The organism is Microbulbifer maximicatervae (SeqCode) (assembly GCF_052468095.1).
In genome coordinates, this window is the sequence record NZ_CP174332.1 from 917290 (window position 1) to 943224 (window position 25935).

General features: G+C 53.2%; 22 protein-coding genes. 12 read left to right on the plus strand and 10 right to left on the minus strand.

The window, feature by feature from the left end; genetic code table 11:
* Positions 1–38 precede the first annotated feature (38 nt).
* Positions 39–866, plus strand: coding sequence for a peptide chain release factor N(5)-glutamine methyltransferase (gene prmC, locus ACJJIL_RS03970; protein ID WP_445361241.1), 828 nt, complete (start codon positions 39–41; stop codon positions 864–866).
* A 42-nt stretch (positions 867–908) separates the two neighbouring features.
* Positions 909–1808, plus strand: a complete 900-nt coding sequence (locus ACJJIL_RS03975; protein WP_445361242.1) for a cation diffusion facilitator family transporter — start codon at positions 909–911, stop codon at positions 1806–1808.
* An 11-nt stretch (positions 1809–1819) separates the two neighbouring features.
* On the opposite strand, the gene ACJJIL_RS03980 is transcribed toward ACJJIL_RS03975, so the two are convergent.
* The 3 genes from ACJJIL_RS03980 to ACJJIL_RS03990 all read right to left on the minus strand — a co-directional run bounded on the left by ACJJIL_RS03980 (position 1820) and on the right by ACJJIL_RS03990 (position 5724).
* Positions 1820–3286, minus strand: a complete 1467-nt coding sequence (locus ACJJIL_RS03980; protein WP_445361243.1) for a succinylglutamate desuccinylase/aspartoacylase family protein — start codon at positions 3284–3286, stop codon at positions 1820–1822.
* A 121-nt stretch (positions 3287–3407) separates the two neighbouring features.
* A complete protein-coding gene (locus ACJJIL_RS03985) occupies positions 3408–4838 on the minus strand; it encodes an MATE family efflux transporter (protein ID WP_445361244.1) in 1431 nt (476 codons plus the stop codon).
* Positions 4839–5010: 172 nt separating this feature from the next.
* A complete protein-coding gene (locus tag ACJJIL_RS03990) occupies positions 5011–5724 on the minus strand; it encodes an alpha/beta fold hydrolase (protein WP_445361245.1) in 714 nt (237 codons plus the stop codon).
* 144 nt (positions 5725–5868) lie between these two features.
* Between ACJJIL_RS03990 and ACJJIL_RS03995 the strand changes: the two genes are divergently transcribed.
* From ACJJIL_RS03995 to ACJJIL_RS04005, 3 genes are all read left to right on the plus strand, one after another.
* Positions 5869–6486: an HvfX family Cu-binding RiPP maturation protein gene (locus ACJJIL_RS03995; protein ID WP_444925729.1), complete on the plus strand. Its 618-nt coding sequence runs from the start codon at positions 5869–5871 to the stop codon at positions 6484–6486.
* Positions 6487–6533: 47 nt separating this feature from the next.
* Positions 6534–8042, plus strand: a complete 1509-nt coding sequence (gene rhlB, locus ACJJIL_RS04000) for an ATP-dependent RNA helicase RhlB (protein ID WP_444940933.1) — start codon at positions 6534–6536, stop codon at positions 8040–8042.
* Positions 8043–8286: 244 nt separating this feature from the next.
* Complete coding sequence (locus tag ACJJIL_RS04005) at positions 8287–9489, plus strand: hypothetical protein (RefSeq protein ID WP_445361246.1); 1203 nt, start codon at positions 8287–8289, stop codon at positions 9487–9489.
* 53 nt (positions 9490–9542) lie between these two features.
* Here ACJJIL_RS04005 and cysZ read toward each other — a convergent pair whose 3' ends face one another.
* The 5 genes from cysZ to gatC all read right to left on the minus strand — a co-directional run bounded on the left by cysZ (position 9543) and on the right by gatC (position 14047).
* The gene (gene cysZ / locus ACJJIL_RS04010; RefSeq protein ID WP_445361247.1) at positions 9543–10373 is read right to left on the minus strand and encodes a sulfate transporter CysZ; all 831 of its coding nucleotides are present in this window, start codon (positions 10371–10373) and stop codon (positions 9543–9545) included.
* 43 nt (positions 10374–10416) lie between these two features.
* The gene (locus ACJJIL_RS04015) at positions 10417–10713 is read right to left on the minus strand and encodes a PA4642 family protein (RefSeq protein WP_445361248.1); all 297 of its coding nucleotides are present in this window, start codon (positions 10711–10713) and stop codon (positions 10417–10419) included.
* A 66-nt stretch (positions 10714–10779) separates the two neighbouring features.
* On the minus strand, positions 10780–12231 hold the full coding sequence (gene gatB / locus ACJJIL_RS04020) for an Asp-tRNA(Asn)/Glu-tRNA(Gln) amidotransferase subunit GatB (protein WP_413663059.1): 1452 nt from the start codon (positions 12229–12231) through the stop codon (positions 10780–10782).
* Between the two features lie 11 nt (positions 12232–12242).
* Positions 12243–13688: an Asp-tRNA(Asn)/Glu-tRNA(Gln) amidotransferase subunit GatA gene (gatA, locus tag ACJJIL_RS04025; RefSeq protein ID WP_413663058.1), complete on the minus strand. Its 1446-nt coding sequence runs from the start codon at positions 13686–13688 to the stop codon at positions 12243–12245.
* A gap of 71 nt (positions 13689–13759) precedes the next feature.
* Entirely contained in the window at positions 13760–14047 is a 288-nt protein-coding gene (gene gatC, locus ACJJIL_RS04030) for an Asp-tRNA(Asn)/Glu-tRNA(Gln) amidotransferase subunit GatC (RefSeq protein WP_445361249.1), read from the minus strand.
* 357 nt (positions 14048–14404) lie between these two features.
* Between gatC and ACJJIL_RS04035 the strand changes: the two genes are divergently transcribed.
* The 7 genes from ACJJIL_RS04035 to msrB all read left to right on the plus strand — a co-directional run bounded on the left by ACJJIL_RS04035 (position 14405) and on the right by msrB (position 23936).
* On the plus strand, positions 14405–15439 hold the full coding sequence (locus tag ACJJIL_RS04035; RefSeq protein WP_020412569.1) for a rod shape-determining protein: 1035 nt from the start codon (positions 14405–14407) through the stop codon (positions 15437–15439).
* A 139-nt stretch (positions 15440–15578) separates the two neighbouring features.
* Entirely contained in the window at positions 15579–16421 is an 843-nt protein-coding gene (gene mreC, locus ACJJIL_RS04040) for a rod shape-determining protein MreC (protein ID WP_413663056.1), read from the plus strand.
* The gene (gene mreD / locus ACJJIL_RS04045) at positions 16408–16887 is read left to right on the plus strand and encodes a rod shape-determining protein MreD (protein ID WP_445361250.1); all 480 of its coding nucleotides are present in this window, start codon (positions 16408–16410) and stop codon (positions 16885–16887) included. Before mreC ends, mreD begins: the two co-directional genes overlap by 14 nt.
* Before the next feature lie 97 nt (positions 16888–16984).
* Positions 16985–17596: a Maf family protein gene (locus ACJJIL_RS04050; protein WP_445361251.1), complete on the plus strand. Its 612-nt coding sequence runs from the start codon at positions 16985–16987 to the stop codon at positions 17594–17596.
* Positions 17593–19080, plus strand: a complete 1488-nt coding sequence (rng, locus tag ACJJIL_RS04055; protein ID WP_445361252.1) for a ribonuclease G — start codon at positions 17593–17595, stop codon at positions 19078–19080. Before ACJJIL_RS04050 ends, rng begins: the two co-directional genes overlap by 4 nt.
* Before the next feature lie 36 nt (positions 19081–19116).
* On the plus strand, positions 19117–23319 hold the full coding sequence (locus ACJJIL_RS04060; protein WP_445361253.1) for a YhdP family protein: 4203 nt from the start codon (positions 19117–19119) through the stop codon (positions 23317–23319).
* A gap of 74 nt (positions 23320–23393) precedes the next feature.
* Entirely contained in the window at positions 23394–23936 is a 543-nt protein-coding gene (gene msrB / locus ACJJIL_RS04065; protein WP_445361254.1) for a peptide-methionine (R)-S-oxide reductase MsrB, read from the plus strand.
* A 59-nt stretch (positions 23937–23995) separates the two neighbouring features.
* Here msrB and yjgA read toward each other — a convergent pair whose 3' ends face one another.
* Entirely contained in the window at positions 23996–24511 is a 516-nt protein-coding gene (gene yjgA, locus ACJJIL_RS04070) for a ribosome biogenesis factor YjgA (protein WP_444896341.1), read from the minus strand.
* Positions 24512–24557: 46 nt separating this feature from the next.
* On the minus strand, positions 24558–25925 hold the full coding sequence (mgtE, locus tag ACJJIL_RS04075) for a magnesium transporter (protein ID WP_445361255.1): 1368 nt from the start codon (positions 25923–25925) through the stop codon (positions 24558–24560).
* Positions 25926–25935 lie beyond the last annotated feature (10 nt).

Consider the following 25935-nt stretch of genomic DNA (forward strand, 5'->3'; position numbering starts at 1 on the left):
TACGCCGCCTCGAGCGGCGTTTTTATAGGTTTTTCTCCATGACCAGCGTCAAGGAAAATATCGCACGCTGCGCCCAATTAACCGATAGCGACAGCGCGCGCCTGGATGCAGAGCTTCTGCTCGGCAGTGTGTTGGGGCGCGAGCGCACCTGGCTCTATACCTGGCCGGAATACGAATTGAATGAAGCTGAGCAAGTGCGCTATGAGCAGTTGCTCCAGCGCCGGCAAGCGGGAGAGCCGGTGGCACACCTTATCGGTGAGCGCGAATTTTGGTCCCTGTCGCTAAAGGTAGATTCCTCCACCCTGATCCCCCGCCCGGACACTGAATTGTTGGTGGAGACCGCGCTGGAGTTTTTCCCCCAGGGCAGGTTGCGAGCACTGGACCTGGGCACTGGCACTGGTGCTATTGCACTGGCTCTGGCGTCGGAGCGACCGGGATGGGAAATTATTGCAGCGGAGAAATCACCCGCTGCGGTAGCACTGGCAGAGGAAAACCGGCGCTCCCTCAAGTTGCAAAATGTGCAAGTTATCCAGAGCGATTGGTTTTCCAGTTTGGAGCCACAGCCGTTTTCCCTGATCGTCAGCAACCCTCCCTATATCGATGCATCTGACCCGCACTTAGTGCAGGGCGATGTACGCTTTGAGCCCCGCACTGCGTTGGTGGCAGAGCGACAGGGTTTGGCAGATATTGAGCATATCGCCACAACCGCTAGTGATTACTTGGAAAACGATGGCTGGCTAATGGTGGAGCACGGTTGGCAGCAAGCTGAGAGCGTGCGGGATATTTTTTCTGCGGCGGGATTGAATAAAGTTTCAAGTCGCAGGGATTATTCCGGTTGGGAGCGAATTACCTTAGGGCAAAAATAGTGATACCTGCGGAGCTGCCACAGGGATTTGAGGAGGGAGCCTATGCATGATCATGTCCACCACCGAACCGGCAATGGGGCTTTGCGCCCATTAATTATTGCACTGGTTCTCACTCTCAGTTTTTCCATAGTTGAAGCCATAGGTGGTTGGCTATCTGGCTCACTGGCATTGCTCGGCGATGCCGCCCATATGCTGACCGATACTTTTGCCCTGGCACTGGGGGCTATTGCCGCAGTACTGGCGAAAAAACCCGCTGATCGGGAATTGTCGTTTGGCTGGGGGCGAGCGGAGGTCTTAGCTGCGGTAACCAACGGCCTGATTATGCTACTGATCGTGGTCGGTATTTCTTTTATGGCCATTGATAGGTTGCGCAATCCCCAGCCGGTGCACGGCAGTACGGTGATGTTGATTGCGGCCATGGGGTTGCTGATTAATATTCTGGCGGCCTGGGTTTTATTAAAAGGCGAGCGCACACTCAATATTCGCGGTGCGCTTTTGCATGTGATGGGCGATATGCTGGGCTCTGTCGCGGCACTGGCTTCCGGAGCTGTGATTTATTTTACCGGTTGGGTACCCATCGACCCCCTGCTTTCATTGCTTATTTGCCTGTTAATCCTGGTTTCCTGCGTGCGACTGCTCAGGGATGCAATCGATGTATTGATGGAGCGGGTACCCAGGGAATTGAGCCTTCCGGTTGTGGGCGAGACACTGGCGGCGGTAACCGGGGTACGCTCTGTGCACGATCTCCATATTTGGCGCTTGGATTCCAGCACTATTTCCCTGTCGGCCCATATTGTGGTGGATGACTTGCAGGCTTGGCCCAGCGTACTGGAGCGCTTGCGGGAAACCCTGGTCAAGCGCTTCGATATCGATCATATCACCCTTCAACCGGAACCTTTGGTAATGCCCGAAGTGACGGTGATCGATAAAGTCAGTGATTAATAGGTGGGGATTTACTCCTCACCTTCTGTCGGCGGTTGGCGGTTTTCTGGAGTGGCCGGTACTTTGCTCTCTGATTTGTCAGCGACTGACTCTTCCGCTACTACTTCCTGGGGCTGGCTGATTTGTTCCTGGGGAGCCTGGATGCCGATATGGTAGGCGGCAAACCCCGGTTGCACGACCTGGTTTAATGCCATGCCAAGAATGCGGCCGTTGTGCTCAGAGCGAATTTCTGTGCGTACATTAGTAATCGGGTTGGTTACCGTTCCCAGTAAGTCGCCTTTACGTACAAACTCGCCGAGCTGGACCTCACTAAAGATAACCCCACCGGTCGATGTCCGCTGCCAGGTGGAGGTGTAGTAAACCGGTTCGGGGTCGCCCCAGAGGCGGAATTTACTCACCATACCCAGCTGGTTGAGCAGAGTGCGTATACCTTTCACACTGTGACTTACCGATAGCTCATCCAGCACCATGGGTGCTCCGGCTTCCAGAGTGACGGTGGGGATACCAGCCTCCACAGCGGCGCGGCGCAGGGTACCCTTGGCTCCGGCGCTGTGCAGTACCACAGTGGAGCCAAAACCCTGGGTCATTTTCACTACCTTGGGATTGGTTAAGTCGCCGCGCAACTGTGGCAAGTTGGTGCGATAAAAAGAACCCGTATGTAAGTCCACCACGGCGTTACAGTGGCTGATCACTTCGTGGAAAAATGAATTGGCAATTCGCGAAGCCGAAGAGCCATTGGGATCGCCGGGGAAGTGCCGGTTCAGGTCGCGTCGATCAGTCAGGTAGCGGGAGCCTCGATGGAAGCCTTGCAGATTGACGATGGGTACGCCAATTACCGCACCGCTTAAATGGTCTGCATCCAGGTCGTACATAACCCGCCGCACAGTTTCCACACCGTTCAACTCATCACCGTGCACCGCCGCAGTAAGGCAGAGAACCGGCCCTGGCTTGGCGCCGTTAACCACCAATACAGCGGTGGGGCTATAGACCCCTTCGAAGTGTTGGCTGGGAGACCAGGCCAGGCGTGTAGAAGTCGCAGGGGGAACCTCTGAGCCTAATAATCGCAGAGGCTTGGCAGTCTCTCCCGGAACCAGGGAGATGGTGCCGGGCTCCGGTAATTCGGGTTGAGGTTTAACTGTTTCGGTTTCTTTATCGGTGGTGGGAGCAGTCTCGGTGGGAGCTGCCGGTTTATCCAGTTCCTGAATAGGTTGGTCCAGCTCCAGATTTTCCGCTTGGGGCAGGGAGATTTCTTCAGAACCAGCATCTGTCGACTGGGATTGCTCCTCAGTAGGGGCAGCGTTGGTGGGTGGCCCCAGCTCTGTGATCACCGGTTGGTCCAGCTGCATATTGGCAGCCTGGGGGACCGCTTCTGTCTCTTCGCCAGTGCTGTCATCGGCGCTCAGGGCCTGGGTGGATGAAAGCAGTAAAGCCAGGCTTAGCAGGTGTCGGGTCCTTCGGGAGGATTGGCGCGGGATCATTCGGCACTCCGGTCAACTTCGTATATCTGGGTGTGCCGGAGAGCCTTGTGTCCGGCACAGATTGGGACTTTGGAGCGCCAGTATAGTCAATACGTTCCCGAGGAATGTGATACGCGCCGAATTACGTGTATCCGTAGGTTCGCTCGATGGCTTTGTGGCTGGTTCGCCAAAAGCGAATTCCCAGCAGGATTGAAGCCGTTCCCAAGCCGATACAGACACCGGTCCAATAACCGTATACCCCCCAGAAGCTCTCTCCCAGCCAGTAGGCGGTAGAAAGCCCCACCAGCCAGTAGGAAAATAGCTGTATAAACATGGGCGCACTGGTGTCCTTATATCCGCGCAGTGCGCCCCAGGTCATTGCCTGGGTGACATCCACGAGCTGGAATGCGGCACACAGCAATAGCAGGTTGGTGGCTACCGCGATAATTTCTTCATTGCTGGTATAGGCCTGAACAAACAGGGTACGCAGGGTAATCAAAAGTACACCTGTGCCCAGTGCGTAGATTAGGCCGCTACTGATGCCCACTTTGCCACAGAAGCGCGCGCGCTTTGGCCGTCCCTGACCGAGTAGTTGGGCGGTGCGGATACTCAGGGCCTGGGCCAGTGCCAGTGCGACCAAGTAAAAAATCGAGCCCACATTCATGCTGATCTGATGGGCGGCGACAATGGCTGCGCCATAGGGGGCAAGCAAAATGGTAAGACTGGCAAAAAAAGTAACTTCACTGGCCGCACCCACACAAATTGGCAGGCCCACTGCGAGCAAGTGGCGCAGGGTTGGCCAGTGGGGGCGAGGCGGTAACAGCCTAAGTTTTAGCTTGTGGTAGACCGGATCAGTGTTCGCGTGCCAGAAGAGTGCCAGTGCGATCAGGCAGCTGACCGCTGCGGTAGCCCACCCACATCCTGCTCCTCCCATTGCCGGTATGGGGCCGGCACCAAATACCAAAAGAATATCCAGGGGAATATTTAAAATAGCGGCAGTGATATAGATGCGCATTACCGGGCGCACTTGTCCCATACCCTCACAGTAACCGCGCAACGCCGTGCCAAGTGCAAAAGGCAGGGTGCCGACAGTCAGGGCCAGTACATAGCCCTCCATCACCTTGCGGACAGGCTCTTCCGTGTCTATCCAGTGGCTCCAGATAGGAACCGCAAGCAGGGCGGAAAACACCAGAATGCCACCGATCAGTGCGATCCACAGCGCCTGGTGCAGTTGCCTGGCGCAGCCAGCTTCATCGCGGCCACCGCGCAAGTGTGCAACAACCGGGGAGATAGCAGCGAGCAGGCCGATTAGTGTCACTGCGCAAACAGCCCAAATACTGGCCCCCAAGGCGAGCCCAGCGAGACTTACTTCTCCAGCGCGTCCTGCTACCAGAGTATCGACAACTCCCATGCTCACCACAGCCAGGTTACTGACCACCAGAGGGCCTCCCAAGGTGGTTAGGTGCGACAATTCGGTTTTAGTGGCATTTCGGTAAAGCTTGAACAATGAAAAACCTGAGCTCTTGTTGCTGGTCTCGATAGAGGGTTCTGGGGTCTGGGCTAATTTTGACAAAAAATTAATCCTGCGGGGGGTTGTTAACAGGCCCTGGCCTTCGCAAATACAGCTGAAAACGGGCGGCGGGCCAAAATTCGGAGAGGCTTTCAGTCTGCCGGGGGAAGGCGGGGCGGTACTGCAAAAAGGTCCGACATTCTACGGTACAAATGGCGCCTGCGCCCAGTGCTGATTACGGACTTTCCTCAAGTAGTTTGGCCACAATTTCTGCCTTATTAATAATGCAGTCATGGTTTATTGCTGCCTCCCGATAAACCCACCCGCTTATCCGCTTTGCTTTGCGGCTACTGTAGATGGCTGGCGGATACTCCGGTTGGGTACAGTGAATAAAAGTGCATGGAGGGCCCTGTTCTGGAGGGCGTTGTAAATGGATCGGGTCCAGTAGTGTTTTGATGGGATGTGGGGTCATACGGCGTTTTAGCCAGCGGATATCATCGGGGTGGGTTATCCCCAGGTCTTCTGGTGGTGGCGGCATAATGCACAGAGTGCCGTCGATATTTTGCGCCTGCTTTAATCGCTGCTCCTCTATACCGCTGGGGAGTTGGCTGCTGAATGGGCGCCCTGGCTCAGGAACAGCGCCATCCAGGTAGATCAATCGATGTACCCGCTCGGGTAAAGCGTCGGCGGCACCGGTTGCAGCCATTCCCCCAAAGCTGTGGCCCACAAGGGTGACTTGCTGCAACTCCTCCCAGAGGATTGTATTGACTAGGTCCTGTATAAAGGTATCCAGGCCAACGGAGGGGGAGAGTAGGTGTTTGCGTTCCCCCAGGCCACTATGGGTGGGGGTGAATACTCGATGCCCATTACGCTGCAAGAGGTGGGCGACTCTGCTCCAGCACCAGCCTCCATGAAATAGCCCGTGGACCAGTACGTAAGTTTTCCCCACCAGATTGCTCTCAAGTTACTTGGGTTCTGCAAGCATAGATGTGCTTTCTGGGGCGCTGAGATAGGGCTGTGTAAGAGTTGGCGATATCACTCGACTAAAGTGAACAAAGACACTGATAAGAGAGTGAGCTAAATGAGTGGAGCTATGAATAGCCTAAGCGGTTGGTACAACTGCTTTGTACATTATGTACGCAAAATAGACTGGTTGGGGCCATTATTACTACGGATTTATTTGGCGCCAATTTTTATCCTGGCCGGCATGAATAAGATGAATAATATCGAAGATGTCGCTGCCTGGTTTGGCAATCCCGATTGGGGGTTGGGGCTTCCAGCGCCGATGTTGATGGCGTGGATAGCTGCATTGGTGGAATTCTTAGGTGGCATCGCCATCTTGCTGGGCGTAGCAACTCGGCTGGTGGCGATTCCCCTGATGTTTGTGATGGCAGTGGCAGCCTATACGGCCCACTGGGAGAACGGTTGGTCTGCGTTGCCTGATAAAACCTTGAGCGTGCCCTGGGAGTGGCGCAAGGATCTGATTGATGAAGCCTCAGTGCGTAAAGAGAAAATTGTCGGTTTACTCAAGGAGCACGGCAATTATGAGTGGCTGGTGGAAACTGGAGGAGTGACCATCCTGAAAAATGGTATTGAATTTGCAGCTACTTATTTCATTATGCTGCTGGCGCTATTTTGTAGTGGGGCTGGGCGGTTTTTCAGTGTGGATTACTGGCTGTGCCGTCACTATAGCGGGCAGGGAGCCCCGTAGAGATGTTATACTCGCCGATTATTTGAACATTTGAGCGAGTATTTCACTTGATAGGAAAGTTGTTCCGCCGATCCTCCTCCAAAGAGGATAAGGGCTCCCGCCGGGGAGAAGACAGCTCCGGACGCCGAAAAGAAGGGCAAAAGCCGTCTGATAAGGCTGCCAAGGGGCGTACAAAATCCGCACAAGCGGAGGGGAAGTCGCGCCGGGGCGGTAGCAGAAACGCTCAAAAAGGGCGCCAGCGCAGCAGAAAGCCAGCGGCACCCGCAGCGCCCTGGTCCCTGGATGAATTCCAGGTTCCAGAACAGGAGGGCAAGGTCCGCTTCCACGACCTGGGACTGCCCAATGAGCTGATGCACGCTATCCACGACCTGGGTTTCCAGTATTGCTCGCCAATTCAGGGTCGCTCCCTTCCCCACACCCTCAATGGCCACGACCTGGTGGGTAAGGCACAAACCGGTACCGGTAAGACAGCGGCCTTCCTGATCACCGTGATTGACGATCTGCTCAAGCACCCGTTTGAAGGTGAGCGCTACGCCGGCGAAGCCCGCTCCCTGATTATCGCTCCGACCCGTGAGCTAGTGATGCAGATTGCCGATGATGCCAAGGCACTGTGTAAACACACCGAGCTGGAAATTCATACCCTGGTGGGCGGTATGGATTACGACAAGCAGCAGAGAAACCTGAATGAGCGGCTGGTGGATATCCTGGTGGCGACGCCGGGTCGCCTGCTGGACTTTGTCAGCAATCGGGACTGCTTCCTGGATCAGGTGGAAGTCCTGGTGATCGATGAGGCGGATCGCATGCTGGATATGGGCTTTATCCCCCAGGTGCGCCGTATTGTTCGTCAGACGCCGCGTAAAACCCATCGCCAAACTATGTTTTTCTCCGCCACATTTACTCCCGAAGTGGATGATCTGGTGGAGCAGTGGACGGATGATCCGGTAGTTGTGGAGATTGAGCCGGAGAGGGTTGCCACGGATACTGTAGAGCAGCATGTCTACCTGTCCGCCAGCGAAGAAAAGTACACCTTGCTTTACAACATTGTGCAGCGGGAAGAGGTGGATAGCCTGATTGTTTTTGCCAACCGCCGCGACCAATGCCGCCGCTTACACGAGCAGCTTCTTGCTCACGGCATTTCTGCGGGCCTGCTGTCCGGTGAAGTGGCACAAAACAAGCGGGTTCGCACCCTTGATGACTTTAAGTCTGGCAAAACCAAAGTACTGGTAGCTACTGATGTCGCCGGGCGTGGTATTCATATCGACGGTATTAGCCATGTGGTGAATTTTACCTTGCCTGAAGAGCCGGAGGATTACGTTCACCGCATTGGCCGAACTGGTCGGGCGGGTAAAACGGGCACCTCTATCAGTTTCGCCTGTGAAGATGATGCCATGCGTCTGGAGCCCATTGAGCAGCTGCTCGGGGGCAAGCTCAAGTGCGAAGTGCCGCCAGAAGAGCTTTTGGTTGAACCGCCCAAGGTGAAAGTTCAGCGCAGTCACGGTGATCGCGATGGGCGTCGCGGTGGCTCTGGAGGTCATCGTCGTCCACGTCGGCACTGATTCTCCTGTGTGCTGTAAGGGGGTTAGCCCTTACAGCACTTAACTACCTGCTCGAGAATGCTTTTCCCCCTCCTGCTATTCACCGCTCCTTTGCTTTGTTAAGGTTTAAACTGTGACGAATGTACCAGTAGAGGCTTTAATTTCATTCAAACTGTCAATTCTGTCCTAAAATTAAACAAATTTGGCCTATTACGTGAAGTAAGGCCCTGCAACTTCAGATGACACCGGTAATACTGGAGTCTACTTGCAGCCTGAAATTGACATCCTTCATTCAATAAAAATTACAGTTCACATTCGGATGCGCATCCTTTATCTACATATCGGTTTTCATAAAACCGGCTCCAGCTCCCTTCAATTGGCAATGAAGGAGCAAGTACAGGCTTTGGACCAGGCAGGCTTTGAATTTCTTTCCCTTGGGAAAAAGGGGAACTCTTCAGGGTGTATTGATGTATGCAAAGAGAAGGGCCGCGTCCACTTCCAGGTGAATTCCCGACTTGATGAGCTGCTTGCTGCGAGCCGCAGTGAGCAAGTGATAGTTTCAGCTGAGCATCTTTCCTATCTGTATCAGTGCGATAGTATCGAGCTTGTTCAGAGAGTATGTAGCAAGTATTTCGATAAGATTGTGGTAATTGTTTACTTGCGCAGGCAAGACCTGCAGGCAATATCTTTCAAGAAGCAAGGAGCTAGAGGAGCGGCTTCCAATCGGAGCTCCTCGAGTAAATTACTTGGCCACGATGAAGGGGCTTTCCCTTCTTTCAGTAAAGATATTGAAATTTACTACGACTATTTTACCAAGTTAAAGCTGTGGGCGGATGTATTTGGAGCTGATTCCCTCAGAGTGAGGCTTTTCAGTCGGGAAGCCTTACATGGCGGTGATATTGTGAGTGACTTTCTCGCTTTGCTTGGCGGGGGAGTAGAGCTTTCTGCTCGCAGAGTGAATGAGGGGGTAGGTAGAAAGGAGTTTTTGCTGACCCATAAATTACTGGAATTGGGGGTGGCGGAATCTGAATTGATTAAGCTGAAGCCAATGATGTTGGAGGATGATACTCAGTTGCTGCCTTCAAGGGGTGATGCCAAGCAGTTCTTTATGAGGTTCAAAAATTCCAATCATTTGTTAAATAATACTTTTCTAAATAACGATTCCGGCCTGGCATTCGATACTGATTTTTCTGGCTATCCTGAGCAGGGAAACGATTGGATAACGGTTCGGGATCTGTCTGAGTGGATTCCTGAAATTCTTTCTGCAGGTATTCAAAGGCCAGAGGGATTGCGTGATGCATTGTTGGCAGACAAGCTCCAGCAGATGGTAAGGAAAAAATTTCCAGGTGAAGTGCTTACCCAGGAGCTTGAGGACTTGGCCAATTGCCTGTCGGCTAGCGCTTATATCGCCAAGGATCAGCAGCCCTGGTATCGCGCACTGAAAAAGAAGAAAACATCTGGAAGATAGTGTCAAAGTAAAAAGCCCTCTGTACGAGAGGGCTTCCTATCTTACTGGTAAGGTTACTGAAGTACTGGAGTTTGAGTTCCCGGATCCCCCTCGATACGCAATCTTTCAATCCACAGAGCCGTACCGCCAGCAACTGCCGCAGGCATAATAAAGATATTTAAAATCGGCACCATTTTGGCAAGCATCACGGTCCCACCAAAGGTGAGGCTTGTGAGTTTACGGCGGCGCAGTACCGTTTTTAATTCATCGAATGGCCGCTGGTGGTTATCCAGTGGGTAGTCAACGTATTGAATAGCCATACACCAAGCGCCCCAAACTGCGGTGAGCACTGCGGGGATAATAATGGTCCAGCTGGTGATGGTGGCAATTATAAATACGATCAAACCCCAAAATATAAAGTAACCCAGCTTACGCAATTCCCGGCCCAGGGTACGCCATACCATTTGCATTATCGGTTCGGCAGGAGGAGCTTTACCGGTTAGCAATTCCTCTACTTTCTCAGCGAGCAATCCATTAAAGGGGGCGGCAATAATGTTGGTGATAACGCTAAATAAATAGCCGTAGGCGAGGAAGAATAAGAAAAGCACTATTAGTGCAATGATCCAGGCGAGCCAGCGAAAAGCACTGGCGGTCCATGCTGCACCCTTGGCCATAATGGCTTCCCACCAGGACATATTCTCCGTATTTACCGGCGTGTGGGAAAGCAGGCTACTTATATAATCGGTAAGCCCTCCGAGCTGTGAAATCATTATGCTACTGATAATAATAAACAGCACCAGATTTATTAGTAATGGCACCAGGATAAATGGGCGTAACTCACGCCGGGTAATCAAGTGGATACCGCGCACCAATGCGTCGATACCGTGAACGGGATTTGAAGTCATACTCTCACCTTTCGCTGGTACGATGCCTAAATTTCCAGAGCTCTCAGTTGGCGCCAGCGGTTTTTAAAATCTCGCTATATTCTGCGCCCTGGCGGTGTTCGGCAATACGTGCCAGCAGGGTTTTTCCATCGGGGCCAGGGCTGTTCAGATCCATGCCTTCAGCGAGAAACAACTTAACAAATGTGGCAAAACTCTCTGCTTTCATGCTTCGATAGGCGCGCTCGAGCAGGTGAAAATCCCGGTTTACGCCTGCGGGGGCTTCACCAATCAAGAATCCAGTAATACGCTCCTCGTCAAAAACTTCTCCGAGTACTTTCTGTTTGTCTTTTTTCAGGCTCAAAACTATATCCTTGCTACATAAATAGGGGGCGGGCGAAGCCCGACCCAGGTCTTGAATTGTTGAGGGTTAAAGCAGTGCGTCCAATTTTTGTTTGAGGATTTTATTAATCATCTGTGGGTTTGCCTGCCCTTTGGACGCTTTCATAATTTGCCCGACGAAATACCCCATCATTTTGGGGCGCTTTGATTCATCGGCCTTGCGGTAGTTTTCTACCTGGGCATCGCTTGCAGCGATCACCTCATCCACCATTTTTTCGATAGCGCCGGTATCGGAAACTTGTTTCAGCCCACGCTTTTCGATGACTTCGTCGGCACTGCCCTCTCCGTCGGCAATAGCCTCGAATACCTGTTTGGCGATTTTGCTGGAAATGGTGTTGTCTTTGATGCGCGAGATTAGTCCAGCTAGTTGGTCGGCAGAAACCGGCGATTGTGAAATAGTTAGTTCACGACGGTTGAGCAGCGCTGCCAGTTCACCGTTAATCCAGTTGGCGGCAAGCTTGGATTCGCCACAGGATTTACTCACAGTTTCAAAATAGTCTGCACTGGCACGCTCCTGTGTCAGCTGGTCTGCATCATAAGCAGATAGCTGGTATTCCGCTTGGAAGCGGGCTGCTTTTGCATCGGGCAGTTCTGGCAGGATGCTGCGCAGTTGCTCGACATATTCATCAGTGAGTACAACTGGCAGAAGGTCAGGGCAGGGGAAGTAGCGGTAATCATTGGCCACTTCTTTACTGCGCATAGAGCGAGTTTCATTTTTGTCCGCGTCGTAGAGGCGGGTTTCCTGGGTAATGGTGCCGCCGTCTTCCAAGATATCGATCTGACGTTCAGCTTCGACTTTAATTGCGCGCTCGACAAAACGGAAAGAATTGATGTTTTTTAATTCTGTACGGGTGCCGAGTTTTTCTTCGCCTTTCAAGCGCACGGATACATTGGCATCGCAGCGCAGTGAGCCCTGGGACATATCACCATCGGAAATGCCCAGGTAGGTTACGATGCTGTGAATTTTTTTCAGGTAGGCCACAGCCTCGGCGGCACTGCGCATATCCGGTTCAGAGACAATCTCAATCAGCGGCGTACCTGCGCGGTTCAGGTCGATACCGGACATTCCGTGGAAGTCTTCGTGCAGGGATTTACCAGCATCCTCCTCCAGGTGAGCGTGGTGTAAACGCACTTTCTTACTACTGCCATCTTCCAGGTGAATTTCCACTTCACCTGGGCCGACAATAGGTTGTTCCAATTGAGTGGTTTGATAGCCCTTGGGTAAGTCGGGATAGAAGTAATTCTTGCGTTCAAAAACGGAGCGCTTGCCGATCTCCGCGTTCATCGCCAGGCCGAACATTACCGCAAAGCGAAATGCTTCTTCATTGGGTACCGGCAGTGTGCCCGGCATGGCCAGGTCCACAGCGCAAGCCTGGGTATTCGGCTCAGCGCCAAAGCGGATACTAGCGCCGGAAAAGAGTTTTGACTGGGTGGAGAGCTGGACGTGAATTTCCAACCCGATAACGATTTCCCATTCCACAATTTATCTCCTTATACGGCGCTGGCTTTGTGCCAGTCGGTTACCTGTTGGTATTGGTGGGCGATATTGAGCATGCGCGCCTCTTCCAGGTAATTACCGGTTATTTGCAGGCCCACTGGCATATTGTCCACCAGGCCACAGGGTACAGACATGCCAGGTAGTCCGGCCAGGTTGGTGGCGATGGTGTAGATATCCTCCAAGTACATAGCTACCGGGTCAGCGCTCTTTGCGCCAAGCTCGAAAGCGGGAGAGGGGGTCGTGGGGCCCATAATCACATCCACTTTTTCGAATGCTTCGACAAAGTCCTGCTTGATCAGGCGTCTGGCCTGTTGGGCTTTGTTGTAATAAGCATCGTAATAACCGGCGGACAGGGCGTAGGTGCCTACCAGGATTCGACGCTGCACTTCTTCGCCGAAGCCTTCACCGCGGGAGCGTATATAGAGATCGCGCAGGTCTTTGGGCTCTTCACAGCGGTAGCCATAGCGCACCCCATCGAATCGAGATAGGTTGGCAGAGGCTTCAGCGGGGGCGATCACATAGTAAGCAGGTATCGCTAACTCGGTATGTGGCAGGCTGATATCGACCAGTTGAGCCCCCAGCTTTTCAAACGCTCTCAAAGCCTCCTGAACCCGGCTTGCGGTTTCAGGGTTAAGGCCTTCCCCAAAGTACTCCCGGGGTACTCCGATCCGCAGCCCGGCGATCGGGTTATTCAGTTCGGCGGTAAAATCAGAGGGCTGCTGCTTCAGGCTGGTGGAATCTTTCGGGTCGTGGCTGGCCATCGCGGACAGCAGGTAAGCCGCATCTTCGGCGTTGCGGGCGATGGGGCCAGCCTGGTCCAGGCTGGAGGCGTAGGCCACGATGCCATAGCGGGAAATACGCCCGTAGGTGGGCTTCAGCCCGGTGGTGTTTGTCAACGCTGCCGGCTGGCGAATAGAGCCGCCGGTATCGGTAGCTGTGGCGCCGGGTATCAGTTGTGCAGCAACTGCCGCAGCTGAGCCACCGGAGGAACCGCCGGGCACACAGCGGGTATTCCAAGGGTTTTTTACTGGGCCGTAAAAGCTGCTTTCGTTGGATGAGCCCATGGCGAATTCATCCATATTGGTCTTGCCCAGGGAGACGGTTCCGGCAGCGTTGAGGTTATCTACCACCGTGGCATCGTAGGGAGGGATAAAATTATCCAGCATTTTTGAGGCACAGCTGGTGCGCACGCCGTTAGTGCAAATAATATCTTTGTGGGCGATGGGCACACCGCACAGTGCCGGTGCCTCCCCGTTGGCCAGGCGTTGGTCGGCAGCCGCGGCTTGCGCTAGGGCGCTCTCTTCGGTGACGGTAATAAAACTGTTGTAGTTGCTGTCCAGTTGCTGGATGCGGCCGAGTAAATGGCGGGTTAGCTCTGTACTCGAGAACTCTTTGCTCCGCAATCCACGGATGATCTCGGCGATAGTAAGCTGATGCATATTATTCCCTTAAAGGCTCTAGACGGGCTGAGGGCTGGGTATTTAGGTGAATTTCGTCAGTGTTGGGCCGGCTAATCAATTACTTTGGGAACCAGGTAGAGACCTTCTTCGGTTTGGGGAGCCAGTTCTAGGAAGTCTTTGCGCTTGTCAGCCTCTGTCACTGCGTCAGCGCGCAGCTCCTGGACTTCGTCCAGTGGGTGCGCCATCGGGGCGATACCATCGGTATTGGTGGATTGCAGCTGGTCGACCAGTTGCAATACATCGCCGAGGCGGTTGCTGACTTCTTCGATGGTTTCTTTGGATATGGCGATACGGGCCAGTTCCGCCAGTTTTTCTACAGTTTGCGTATCCACTGCCATGGTGATGGACTCCTCCAGCTTGAGTTGCGAGTCGAAAACTGCCCGGGTTATTTGCGGCGGGCAGAACCGGCAAATTTAGCACATTGGGGTTATATTCTCACCGGCTTCGGCAGTAATGGATAGTGGGCCTCAAATGACCTCCCTTCAGCCTTGCCCTGATGCCTAGCGGTTGTTAGAGTTTGCCGAATCCTGCCGAGTGATGAGAGACTCCGGTATTTTGCGTAGAATCCGATTCGAAATGCGGCTCGGAACTCAGAATTATTTTTGCGGACTAATTAGGATTTGTATCCATAAAAGAAGCCGCGCCCGCAGTGCCCGACCTGGGGGCTGATAATTAGTACAAGGTAATCGAATTCCATGTTTAAACGTTTGCGGGGTATGTTTTCCAGTGATCTCTCCATCGACCTGGGAACTGCCAACACGCTGATTTACGTTCGCGATCGCGGCGTAGTACTCGACGAACCCTCTGTCGTCGCAATCCGTCACTACAATGGCCAGAAAATCGTTGAGGCTGTCGGAGTAGAAGCCAAACGCATGCTCGGCCGGACTCCTGGCAATATTACCGCTATTCGCCCGCTGAAGGACGGTGTTATCGCCGACTTCCAAGTGACCGAGAAAATGTTGCAGCACTTTATCAAGAAAGTGCATGAAAATAGCTGGATGCGCCCGAGTCCGAGAGTGCTGGTGTGTGTTCCCTGCCAGTCCACAGAAGTGGAGCGCCGCGCGATTCGCGAGTCGGCCCTGGGTGCAGGTGCTCGCGAAGTGTCACTGATCGAAGAGCCCATGGCCGCTGCCATAGGCGCAGGCTTGAATGTCGAGGAAGCGAGCGGCTCCATGGTGGTGGATATCGGTGGGGGCACTACCGAGATCGCCATTATCTCCCTGAATGGTGTGGTTTATTCCGATTCGGTGCGTATCGGCGGTGACCGTTTTGATGAAGCTATCGTCAACTACGTGCGTCGCAACTACGGCAGTGTGATTGGTGATGCAACTGCTGAACGGATCAAAGAGGAAATTGGCTGTGCTTATGCAGGCAGTGAAGTTCGCGAAATCGATGTGCGCGGACGCAATCTGGCCGAGGGCGTGCCTCGCAGCTTTACCTTGAACTCCGACGAAATTCTCGAAGCCCTGCAAGAGCCTCTGACAGGTATTGTGCAGGCTGTCAAAAGTGCACTGGAGCAATCCCCTCCCGAGTTGGCTTCTGATATCGCTGAGCGCGGTATGGTGCTGACTGGTGGTGGTGCTCTGTTACGCGATCTGGACCGTCTGTTGATGGAAGAATCGGGCTTACCGGTAATTGTTGCCGATGACCCGCTGACCTGTGTGGCGCGGGGGGGCGGTAAAGCGCTGGATATGTTGGATCGCAGCCGTCTCTACCTGATGTCTAACTAGTAGACATCGGTATTATGAAAACTGCTAGGGAGCTTGTGGCTATATCCGCAAGCTCCTTGTAATAAAAAAATGCGAGTCATCTTTTGTGGCTTGTACTGTTCTCACCATCTTTGATTGACCTGTTAAGAGGGGATTGCCTGTGAAACCGCTATTTACCCGCGGTCCCTCTGCCGAATACCGCCTGGGCTTTCTCATCATACTCGCGATCTCGCTGATCGTTTCCGATCATTACACCAATTGGTTTCAGCCTGTCAGAGAACGCTTATCAGGAGTTATTGCTCCACTGTACTGGGTTACAGGAGCCCCCGAGCGTGTGGGCGATTGGGCCGATGAGCAGTTTCGCTCGCGCGAAGAACTGCAAGAGGAAAATAGCCGCCTCAAGCGCCAGGTTTTACTGCTGGAACAGCGCAGCCAGCTATTGGCGGCCGTAAAAGCGGAAAACACTCAGCTCAAAGAACTGATGAACTCAGCAGAAATGGTCGATGACCGAGTATTGGTGGCTCAGGTAATTGGCGTTACTCCGGACCCTTTGGAGCATGTGCTGCTGATTGACAAAGGCCGCGATGACGGCATTGATATCGGTACCCCGGTAATGGATGCCAGTGGATTGCTGGGGCAGGTGATTGAAGCTGGCGACTCCTATAGTCGTATCCTGCTGATAACTGACTCCAGTCATGCCATTCCCGTCCAGGTTCTGCGCAACAGTATGCGCACCGTCGCCGAGGGTACAGGTGACCTGTATCGCCTGAAGTTACGCCATCTTGCTAATACCAGTGATATTCGGGAGGGCGATTTGCTGCTCAGCTCCGGCTTGGGTAGCCGCTTTCCCGCAGGTTATCCGGTCGGGGAGGTTATCTCGGTGCAGAGAGACCCGGGTAAACCTTTTGCGGAGGCTGAAGTGTTGCCGAGGGGGCGGATGAATCGCAGCCGCTTTGTATTGGCGGTCATTGGCAGTGGAGGACATTCTGTTGCAAGCGAATAACCGCTGGTTTATCGCGGTCACTATTCTGCTGTCACTGCTTCTCTCGGTTATGCCCCTGCCACAGGAGTGGCTCTGGTTTCGGCCGGCATTTCCGGCTTTGCTGGTGATATTCTGGATTACCCGAATGCCCCAGACCTTCGGGGTGGGGTTCGCTTGGATGATCGGTATTGTCCAGGATTTGGCTACGGGGGCGAGCTTGGGAACCCATGCCCTGGCCCTATCGGTACTCGCCTATTTCAGCTTACTGACTTACCAGCGCACCCGGGCATTTAATCCGGCCCAGCAATTGTTGTGGGTATTTGTTCTGGTGGGCATTCATCAAGTGGTGGGCAACTGGGTGCACGGCCTTGAGGGGAAATCGGTACCCGGGCTGACCTTCCTGTGGCCCGCCTTGACTACAGCCCTGCTCTGGCCCTGGGTGACCCCGTGGCTCAGGGGGCTTTCCGGGCGTTTACACGTTCGTTGACCGTCTCGTCGGCACTGTAAATCAGTGTAAAAAATCGATCATTTTTCGAACAGTGCCGCTATAATCAGCCGCTGACCCACAGGGAATATGTAATAGAGTGACAACAAGCGCTTCAGAAAATCGACTTCTTTTGGCCTCTGGTTCGCCGCGCCGCGCCGAACTGTTGGCCCAGATTGGGGTGGCTTTCTCCCAATTGTCCCCCGCTGTTGTAGAACAACGCCAACCTGCTGAAAGCCCTCTTGAGTACATAGAACGCTTGGCCCACGACAAGGCTGTCGCCGGGTTTCAAGCCGCTGACAGCCCGCAGGGACTCTGGTCTTTGGGAGCTGATACGGTGGTTATGGCAGGTGAGAGGCTGCTGGAAAAACCCCAAGATTTTGCTGACTTTGAGTCCATGATGCTGGCGCTATCGGGAGTAGAGCACTCTGTTTTCACGGCAGTGTGCTTGCGTTCACAGGATCGACAGTTTAGCCGTGTAGTGGAAACTCGAGTCAGGTTCCGCCACTTGTCCAAAGCTCAAATAGCGGATTACTGGAGTACCGGAGAGCCTGTCGATAAAGCTGGCGGTTACGGTATTCAGGGTTTTGGTGCCGCCTTGGTAGAAGCTTTTAGTGGCAGTTACAGCAATGTTGTAGGGCTCCCATTGGAAGCTGTAGTCCCCATGCTGGATCATGCGGGCATTCCCTATTGGCAGGAGGGCCAATCTTGAGCGAAGAGCTGTTAATTAATGTTGCGCCGACTGAGACCCGGGTTGCGCTGGTAGAAAATGGTGTGCTCCAGGAGGTCTACCTGGAGCGGAGTGCGCGGCGAGGGATTGTAGGAAATATCTATAAGGGAAAGGTGATTCGCGTACTGCCCGGAATGCAGGCCGCTTTTGTCGACATAGGCCTCGAGCGTGCGGGCTTTATCCATGCCTCGGATATTGCACCTCTCGACGAAGAGGGTATGGAGGCGCGGGATGCCGAGGTGGCGGATATCCGCGCGCTAGTCAGAGAGGGGCAGTCACTGATTGTGCAAGTAGTGAAGGACCCTATCAGCAGTAAAGGTGCCCGGCTGACTACCCATCTGTCGGTTTCTGCACGTTACCTGGTGTATATGCCGCAGACGCGCCATATCGGTATCTCTAATCGAATTGAAGACGAGAACGAACGCGAGCGATTGCGCCAGTTGGTTGAAGCAGCTTCTCTACGCCTTGCAGAGGATGGTTTGTCGGCCGATGGAGGCTTCATTTTGCGTACCGTTGCCGAGGGGGTGAGTGAGGATGAGCTGTTGAGAGATATCCCCTTTCTGTACAAATTATGGGGGGAGCTGGATGAGCGCATTAAGGAGCGTCCAGTGCCTTCGGTTATCTATGAGGACCTTCCACTATTTATGCGCGCATTGCGTGACCTTGCGCGCCCTTATACCGAAAAGATTCGTATAGACTCCCGAGAGGCCCACGGCCGTGCGGCAGAATTTGCCGGTAAATATGCGCCGGAAATTGCCGGTCGTCTGGAACACTACCCGGGTGAGCGCCCACTGTTTGACTTATACGGTGTTGAAGAGGAAATAAGAAGGGCACTACACAACAAAGTCACCTTGAAGTCTGGCGGCTATCTGATCGTAGAGCAGACAGAGGCGATGAGTACGATTGATGTCAATACCGGTGCTTTTGTTGGGCATCGCAACCTTGAAGAGACTATCTTCAAGACCAACCTGGAGGCCGCTACAGCGATTGCCCGCCAGCTGCGTTTAAGAAACCTGGGGGGGATTATCATTATCGATTTTATCGATATGAAAGATCCCGAGCACCAGCGACAAGTCTTGCGCACCCTGGAAAAGACCCTGGAGCGCGATCATGCCAAGTCCAGTATCACCGGGGTATCCGAACTGGGGTTGGTGGAAATGACTCGCAAACGCACCCGTGAGTCACTGGGGCAGATTTTATGTGAGCCTTGCTCTGTTTGCAGTGGGAGGGGCACCTTAAAGAGTGCGGAGACAGTTTGCTTCGAGATTTTCCGCGAGATTATTCGAGAGGCGCGCTCTTACGATAGTGAAAAAATTATGGTACTGGCCAGTCAGGTGGTTATAGATCTTTTACTGGATGAAGAGTCGGCTAATGTCGCCGATCTTGAAGAATTTATTGGTCGGCCGATTCAGTTCCAGGTAGAGCCCATTTACAACCAGGAGCAATATGACATTGTTCTTGTGTAATCCATTATTCACTCGCCAGCAAGCTAAGAGAGCTTATTGTCAGCGCTCGGTCCATGCCTGTTTGGTGGTGAGGGTATAGCGATGGTTGTAATACGCTGGATTGCAAGAAAGTTCTGGTTACTGTCGGTAAGTTTGGTGATTGCACTGGCAATCATCGTGCAAACAGGCCGACTGCTGTCCCCGCAGGTAGAGAACTATCGTCCGCAGATTAGTCATTGGCTTAGTGAGCAGCTAGGCATTCCTGTACAGATGGATCGTATTTCCCTGCGTTGGGAGGCCCTTGAAGTTGCATTGCAGCTGGATGGACTGCGCCTGGGGGAACACGGTGAGCTGAGAATGGGGCACGGCCTATTCCAGCTGGATCTACTTTCCAGTCTCTGGAACCGGGAATTGGTCTGGAAAGACCTGCAAATGAATCAGTTTTCGGCCGGGCTCAACCGCGATGAAAATGGCCTCTGGTATCTGCAGGGGTTTCCCGATGCCCCGCTTAAGCTTGAAGGCAGCACTGCACCCGACCCCGAAGCGGCAGATCCGGCCCGCCTGTTCCAGTTGAGCCCCAAAATTCAAATCAGTGATGCAGCGATCACTGTGCGCCTTCCCGATGAGCAGCTGGCAGAAATCAATTTGCCTGAAATCCAGTTGGAAAATAGCGGAGATTTTCACCGACTGACTGCACGGGCTTTTATTTCCCGTGAAGGGGAGAGTAGCCAGGTTGATGAAGAGACCCTTCGTGTTGTGTTAGAGGGGCGGGGCAATCCCAAAGATAAAGAGCGCTTCTCACTGCGCGGCTATATGCAGCTTAATGAGTTGCTACTGGATGAAGACATTGTCAGTTTGCTTCACGAACTCACCCCGTTACCCGACCGGTTTCACTGGCAGGGGAAGAAGTGGGCAGACGGCCGTTTGTGGCTGCATAGTGATGCCGTAAGTGGGTATCGCATAGTGGGCCAGGTGGACTTGGCCCAAGTAGAAAGCCTGACCGATATGCAAAGGGCAGGAGATGATATAGAAGAGCATACACTGGCTCCGTTGCGCGCTTTTTCTGGCAATTTGTCGGGCCGCTGGTTGCCGGGAGAGCACTGGCGATTAGCGCTGCAGGATATTGAAATCGATTGGCAGGGCTTGAAAATGCCGTCGCTGAACCTGCAGGTTAACAGTGACCAAGAGGGTATAGCCCTGATGGCAGATCTGGTCGATCTCGCTGGTTGGAGCAGTATCTTAAATCGCTTGTCGTTACTAGAGGGAGCTGCAGATGAATGGTTGCGTGCACTAAAACCCCAAGGTCAGTTGCGCAGCCTGCGTCTGCGAGCTGGTGCGGACCGGCAGTTAGAGATCAGCGCAAACTTGGAAGATATTACGGTCGAGGCGTTTCGAGGAGCCCCGGCAATTACTCAGTTGAGTGGATATCTTCAGGTTGAGGGCGCCAGTGGCCGGGTTGAACTCGACGGTACCTCCCTCGGGGCGCACTTTCCCAGTCTGTATAAGAATGCTTTTGGGTTTGAGCAAGCCAGCGGCACCATAGCCTGGGATGTCGATAAGGCGTTGAACGAAGTCAACGTATTGTCGGGCCCGCTGATGCTTGGCGGTGAACTTGGTCAGGTCGGTGGTCAGTTTATGCTGTCACTACCCTTCCACGCCCAAACACGACCTGTGGATCTGGTGCTTTCCCTATCGATAAAAGATGCGGGGGTTATTACCCAGGAAGAGCTGGTGCCATTTGTGGTTAGCGATGATTTACGCAGCTGGTTGAAAACTGGCCTGGGTAAGAACAATCAAGGGCGCGTTGAGAGTGCGGCCTTTATCTATCGCGGCAGCAGTTATAGCAAAGAGGGTAAAGAAGAATCCCTTAGAGCATTCGCGACTCACCAGAAGCGCAGAACGATTCAGTTGGCGCTCGACTTTTCAAATGCGAGCCTGGACTACGCCAGTGAGTGGCCTGAGGTCAGGGATGTGGATGGCCGTTTGTTGCTCGATGATGAAATTGTGCGGGTCAATGCCGATAAAGCCAAGCTCTGGAATATGGATGCTGGAAATATTCTGGTTGCGGTAACCCCTCAGAAGGGTGGAGGCTCACGCCTTGATGTACAAACTGAGGTGGTTGGACCCGCTGCCGATGGGTTGCGACTATTGCGTGAATCACCACTCAGAGATCACCTTGGAAGTGCCTTTGATGATTGGAGCCTGACGGGGAATTTGGATGGCGTTGTATCCTTAACTCTACCCTTGGGACAGTCATCCGTAGTTCCCGAGCAACAGGTTGAAGTCAACCTGAAGCACGGTGACCTTCAACTGAAAGGGCTCCGCCTCGATGCGACTGCGTTGAATGGTTTGGTGAAATACGATAGTGCGACAGGCCTTGAAGGGACCCAGCTGAATGGCAAATTGTGGGGCCGCCCGCTGACTGCTCGTATCCAACATATTGGCGAGGGGGATGCACGGGATACCCAGGTGGTTATCGACGGCAATGCATTGGTTGAGTCGGTACACGCTTGGAGTTCGCGGCCAGAACTGCAGTGGCTGGAAGGAGAAATGGATTATCAAGCCCTGGTGACCATTCCTGCAAAATCAGCGGAAACCCCTTACGCCGCAGTATTTGAACTCACTTCCAACCTGGCCGGTGTGGCTGTAAACCTGCCTGACCCACTTGGCAAGACGGCGGAAACAGAAACCAATTTTGTATTGCGAGTGCCGATTGGAGAGCAGGGCAGCTTGTTCCACTTGGACTATGGAGAACATTTACAGGGGCAATTCTGGCTGATTGATGGAGAGTTAGATCGGGCTGCAATCGCCTTGAATGCTGAGGCAAATTTGCCCTCCAAACGGGAGTTGACGGTCACTGGAGATATTTCCACTGTTGACCTGTCTCGCTGGCAGTCTCTACTGGATGTTTACCAGTTGTCTGAACCAGCGAAGTCAAGCGCTGCCAGCTCTGTTGCAAGTACCACAGAAAACCAAGGAGAGGCTGCGGGTAGTGCCAGTGAGCCACTTCCGATTCGCCTGGATCTCAGTACAGACCAGCTTCGGTTGGGCTCTGCAGAAATTGAGCATATCCATGTTACCGGTGAGGGAGTGGGGACAGATTGGAAGCTCAAATTTGACAGTGAAATGATTGCAGGAAGTCTAACAGGCTTATTGGATGGCAGTACACCGTTACGCCTCAAGCTGGCTCATTTGCGTCTGCCTCAGCCAGAGAAACCGGCTGAAGTCAGTGATGGAGCTTTTCCCTCAGACCCCTTTGCGGAGGAGGTAGTAGCGGATCCTTTGGCTGAGTTTGATTTTACTAGTTTGCCTCAAATCGATTTTAGTACTGATAACCTTCAAATAGGTGAAGAGGCCCTGGGTCCCTGGTCATTTAAGTTGAGGACAGCTGCAGATCGTTTGGTGGTGAGTGATATCCACGGCACGGTGAGAGGGTTCCGCATCGAGGGACAGGGCAAACACAATGGCGAGCTAGGTGCAGAATTGGTGTGGATGAGGGATGCCGAGGGGCAGCAATCATCACAATTTATCGGCCGATTGGTGGCTGATGATCTTGCAGATATCCAGCGCAAGATGGGCCATGAGCCGTTGATTGAGAGTAAGTCAGCGATCTTTGAAACTGCTTTGAAGTGGGAGGGGGCCCCGACTCAGGTGAAAGGAAGCCTTCTCTCCGGAGAGCTTAAGGTTGATATTCGCGATGGCCGATTCCTGCGATCAACCGGTGCGACAGGCTCTACCGTGTTGCGTCTATTGTCACTGTTTAATTTTGATACCTGGGCGCGACGCTTGCGTCTTGATTTCACCGACCTTTACAAGAGTGGTATGGCTTTTGATAGGGTGCGTGGTGAAGTAGTCTTTGAAGGCGATGGTCAGCTTTTAATCGCTGTACCCATCCAGGTAGAGGGGCCCACCAGTGAACTGCAGATGGCGGGGCGGGTTAATTTAGTCCGCGAAGATCTGGATTTAACGTTGGTGGCTACTTTGCCAGTTGGGAATAACCTGGCTTTGGTTGCAGCGCTAGCCGGTGGTTTGCCTGCAGCTGCGGGAGTCTACCTGATCAGTAAGGCATTTAAAAAGCAGGTTAAAAAGGTCGCCAGTGTCAGTTACCGAATTAGTGGCGGTTGGTCAGACCCGCAAATGCGATTTGAGAAATTGTTTGATGGAGATGGCGCCAAACGTGAGGGCGCGGTTCTGGACCACGAGGGGAACAAGACACAGGTTGGGGTCGGTTCTGAAGAGAAGTCCCCACCTGCAGCTTGAGTTTTAATATCCAGAGGCAGCGTGCAATAGCCATCTAATCTTAGTGATGATCCCCTGTAAAAGGAACACTCTAGATGGCGTTGCATTCATTATTGCCCCTCCTTCTTTTTACAGCCGTCACCCTTTCGGCGTGTTCTGAGGCAGATGACCACCAGCGCGACCAGAATATGACGGTCGCTCAAGCTGAAAAGCATATTGCAGAGGGGACTGATCTCGATCAGATCCCTAAGTCTGTGTGGAAGCAGATCCTGCCAGAGGATCGCTATAAGGTTCTCTGGAAAAAAGGTACCGAGCCCGCTTTTAGTGGCAAGCTTCTGAATAACAAAGAGAAAGGGATTTATGTCACAGCGGGTTGCCGTTTACCGGTTTTCAGCTCTGAGCAGAAGTTTGAATCGGGCACTGGTTGGCCCAGCTTTTGGGATGTTGCCTACCCACAAAATATTGTCTTAAAGGACGATTACAGCTGGGGCTTGAAGCGGACTGAGGTGTTATCAAAGTGCGGGGAACACTTGGGGCATGTTTTTAAAGATGGCCCGGAGCCCACTGGTTTACGCTACTGCCTAAATTCTCTCGCCCTGGACTTTGTGCCGGCTTCTGGGGATAAGAAATCGAAATAACTTCTGGTGTCTAGATTGCGGGCGCTGCCAGCCAGTTAACTCTGGAGCGCCCGGAGCCCTTATTCCGCTTCCTGGATAAAGAAGTCGCGAAGATAGCGGAATAATTTTCGTTGATTGGTTGGTGGCTTATTGTTTTTGATTTCTCGATGGGAGTCCCTAATCAGTTGGCGCAGCTGTTGATGGTCGACACCGGGATGCTGGTCAAAGAACTCACCCTGGGCACTATTGCCTTCTTCCAGTAGTCGTTTGCGCCAGTCTTCAGCCATTTTATCGAAACGCAGGTGTTGTTGGTCGCGCTCTTTAAAGCGGCTCAGCACTGTTTCTATCGCTTCTTGGTCGGCACTGCGCATCAACTTGCCGATGTACTGCATCTGGCGCCGGCGAGCTTCATTGGATTTGATCCGATGTAGCGTAGCAATAGCCTCCTGCAAGTCCTCATCTATGGGGACTTCAGCCAGTTGGGCCTTGGAGAGCTCGGTTAGTTGCTTGCCGAGATCCTGCAGCTCGTGCATTTCTTTTTTGACCTGAGTTTTACTTTTCGGCAGGTCGTCATCGTAATCGTCGTATTCGTACATCTTTGATTCGCTTTCGGTAAATAAGGGGGCTTGGTCCAGAGGTGATTTAGCTAAAGTACCAAGTGGCCAAGCCCAGAAAAGACATAAAGCCTACTACATCGGTGACTGTAGTAAGCGCTACCCCGCCGGCCAGTGCCGGGTCTATATTCATGGCACGCAATGCTACTGGTAATATCGCTCCGGCGAGTGCGGCGGTTAATAGGTTGATTATCATGGCGGCAAGGATAATGACCGCAATCCATATATCGCCAAACCACATGGCGGTTATCAAGCCCATCACAAGCGCCCACAAAAGAGCATTGAGTGCCGCCGAACCCAGCTCACGGGAAAGTAGCCAGCTCAAATTACTGCGTCCTATCTGGCCTAAGGCCATACCGCGAATGACCACTGTCAGCGTTTGGCTACCGGCCACGCCCCCCATGCTGGCGACGATGGGCATTAGGACTGCTAGGGCTACCACCTTGTCCAGGGTATTTTGGAACAAACTGATCACCCAGGAGGCAAGCAGAGCTGTGAGCAGATTAATACCCAGCCAAACGGCCCGACGCCGCGCAGTGCGCCCTACTGGGGCAAAGGTGTCTTCCTCCTCATCGAGGCCGGCAAGGCTCATCAGGGAGTGGTCCGCATCCTCTCGGATAACATCTACTACATCGTCAATGGTGATTCGCCCCAGCAGGCGGTTATCCTCATCGACTACTGGTGCGGTAATCCAGTCATATTTCTCAAATAAGCGCGCGACTTCTGTGTCGGGCATATCTGCGGGTATTGGTTCCACATCGGTATTGGCCACTTCGCGAACTGTCACCGATGGATCTGTGGTGAGAAGTTTGGATAGTGGCAAGAGACCGATATATTGGCCCCTCCGGTTAATCACAAAAAGGCTGTCGGTAGATTCCGGTAGTTGTTCATGGCGCCTAAGGTAGCGAAGTACCACATCGAGAGTCAGGTTGGGGCGGACAGAGATGGTGTCTGTATCCATTAAACCGCCGGCCGTGTTCTCATCATAGGCGAGAACACTTTCAACCCGGAGGCGGTCGGTTTCCGTCATCGATGAGAGCACTTCGGCAACAACTCGCTCCGGCAGCTGCTGAAGTATATCGGCGATGTCGTCGGCATCCAGGCCTTCCATCACCTCCACCATCTCCTCGGTATCCATAGTGGCGAGGATCTGGCTGCGCACATCGTCGGTGAGTTCCTGCAGGACCTCACCCTCTATTTCCCTGTCCACCAAATTCCAAAGTACCTGGCGGATACGGGGTGGAGAGCTCTCCAGCAATTGCGCAACACTCTGGGGAGTCAGGGTCTTGAGCATGCGCCGGACTTCTTGTCCCGTACCGCTATCCAGCGCGGCATACAGCTCACCCAGCTGATTCTGTGCGCGGAATTTGATTTCGGCTTGGGGAGAGCTGGGCACAACAAGTCCT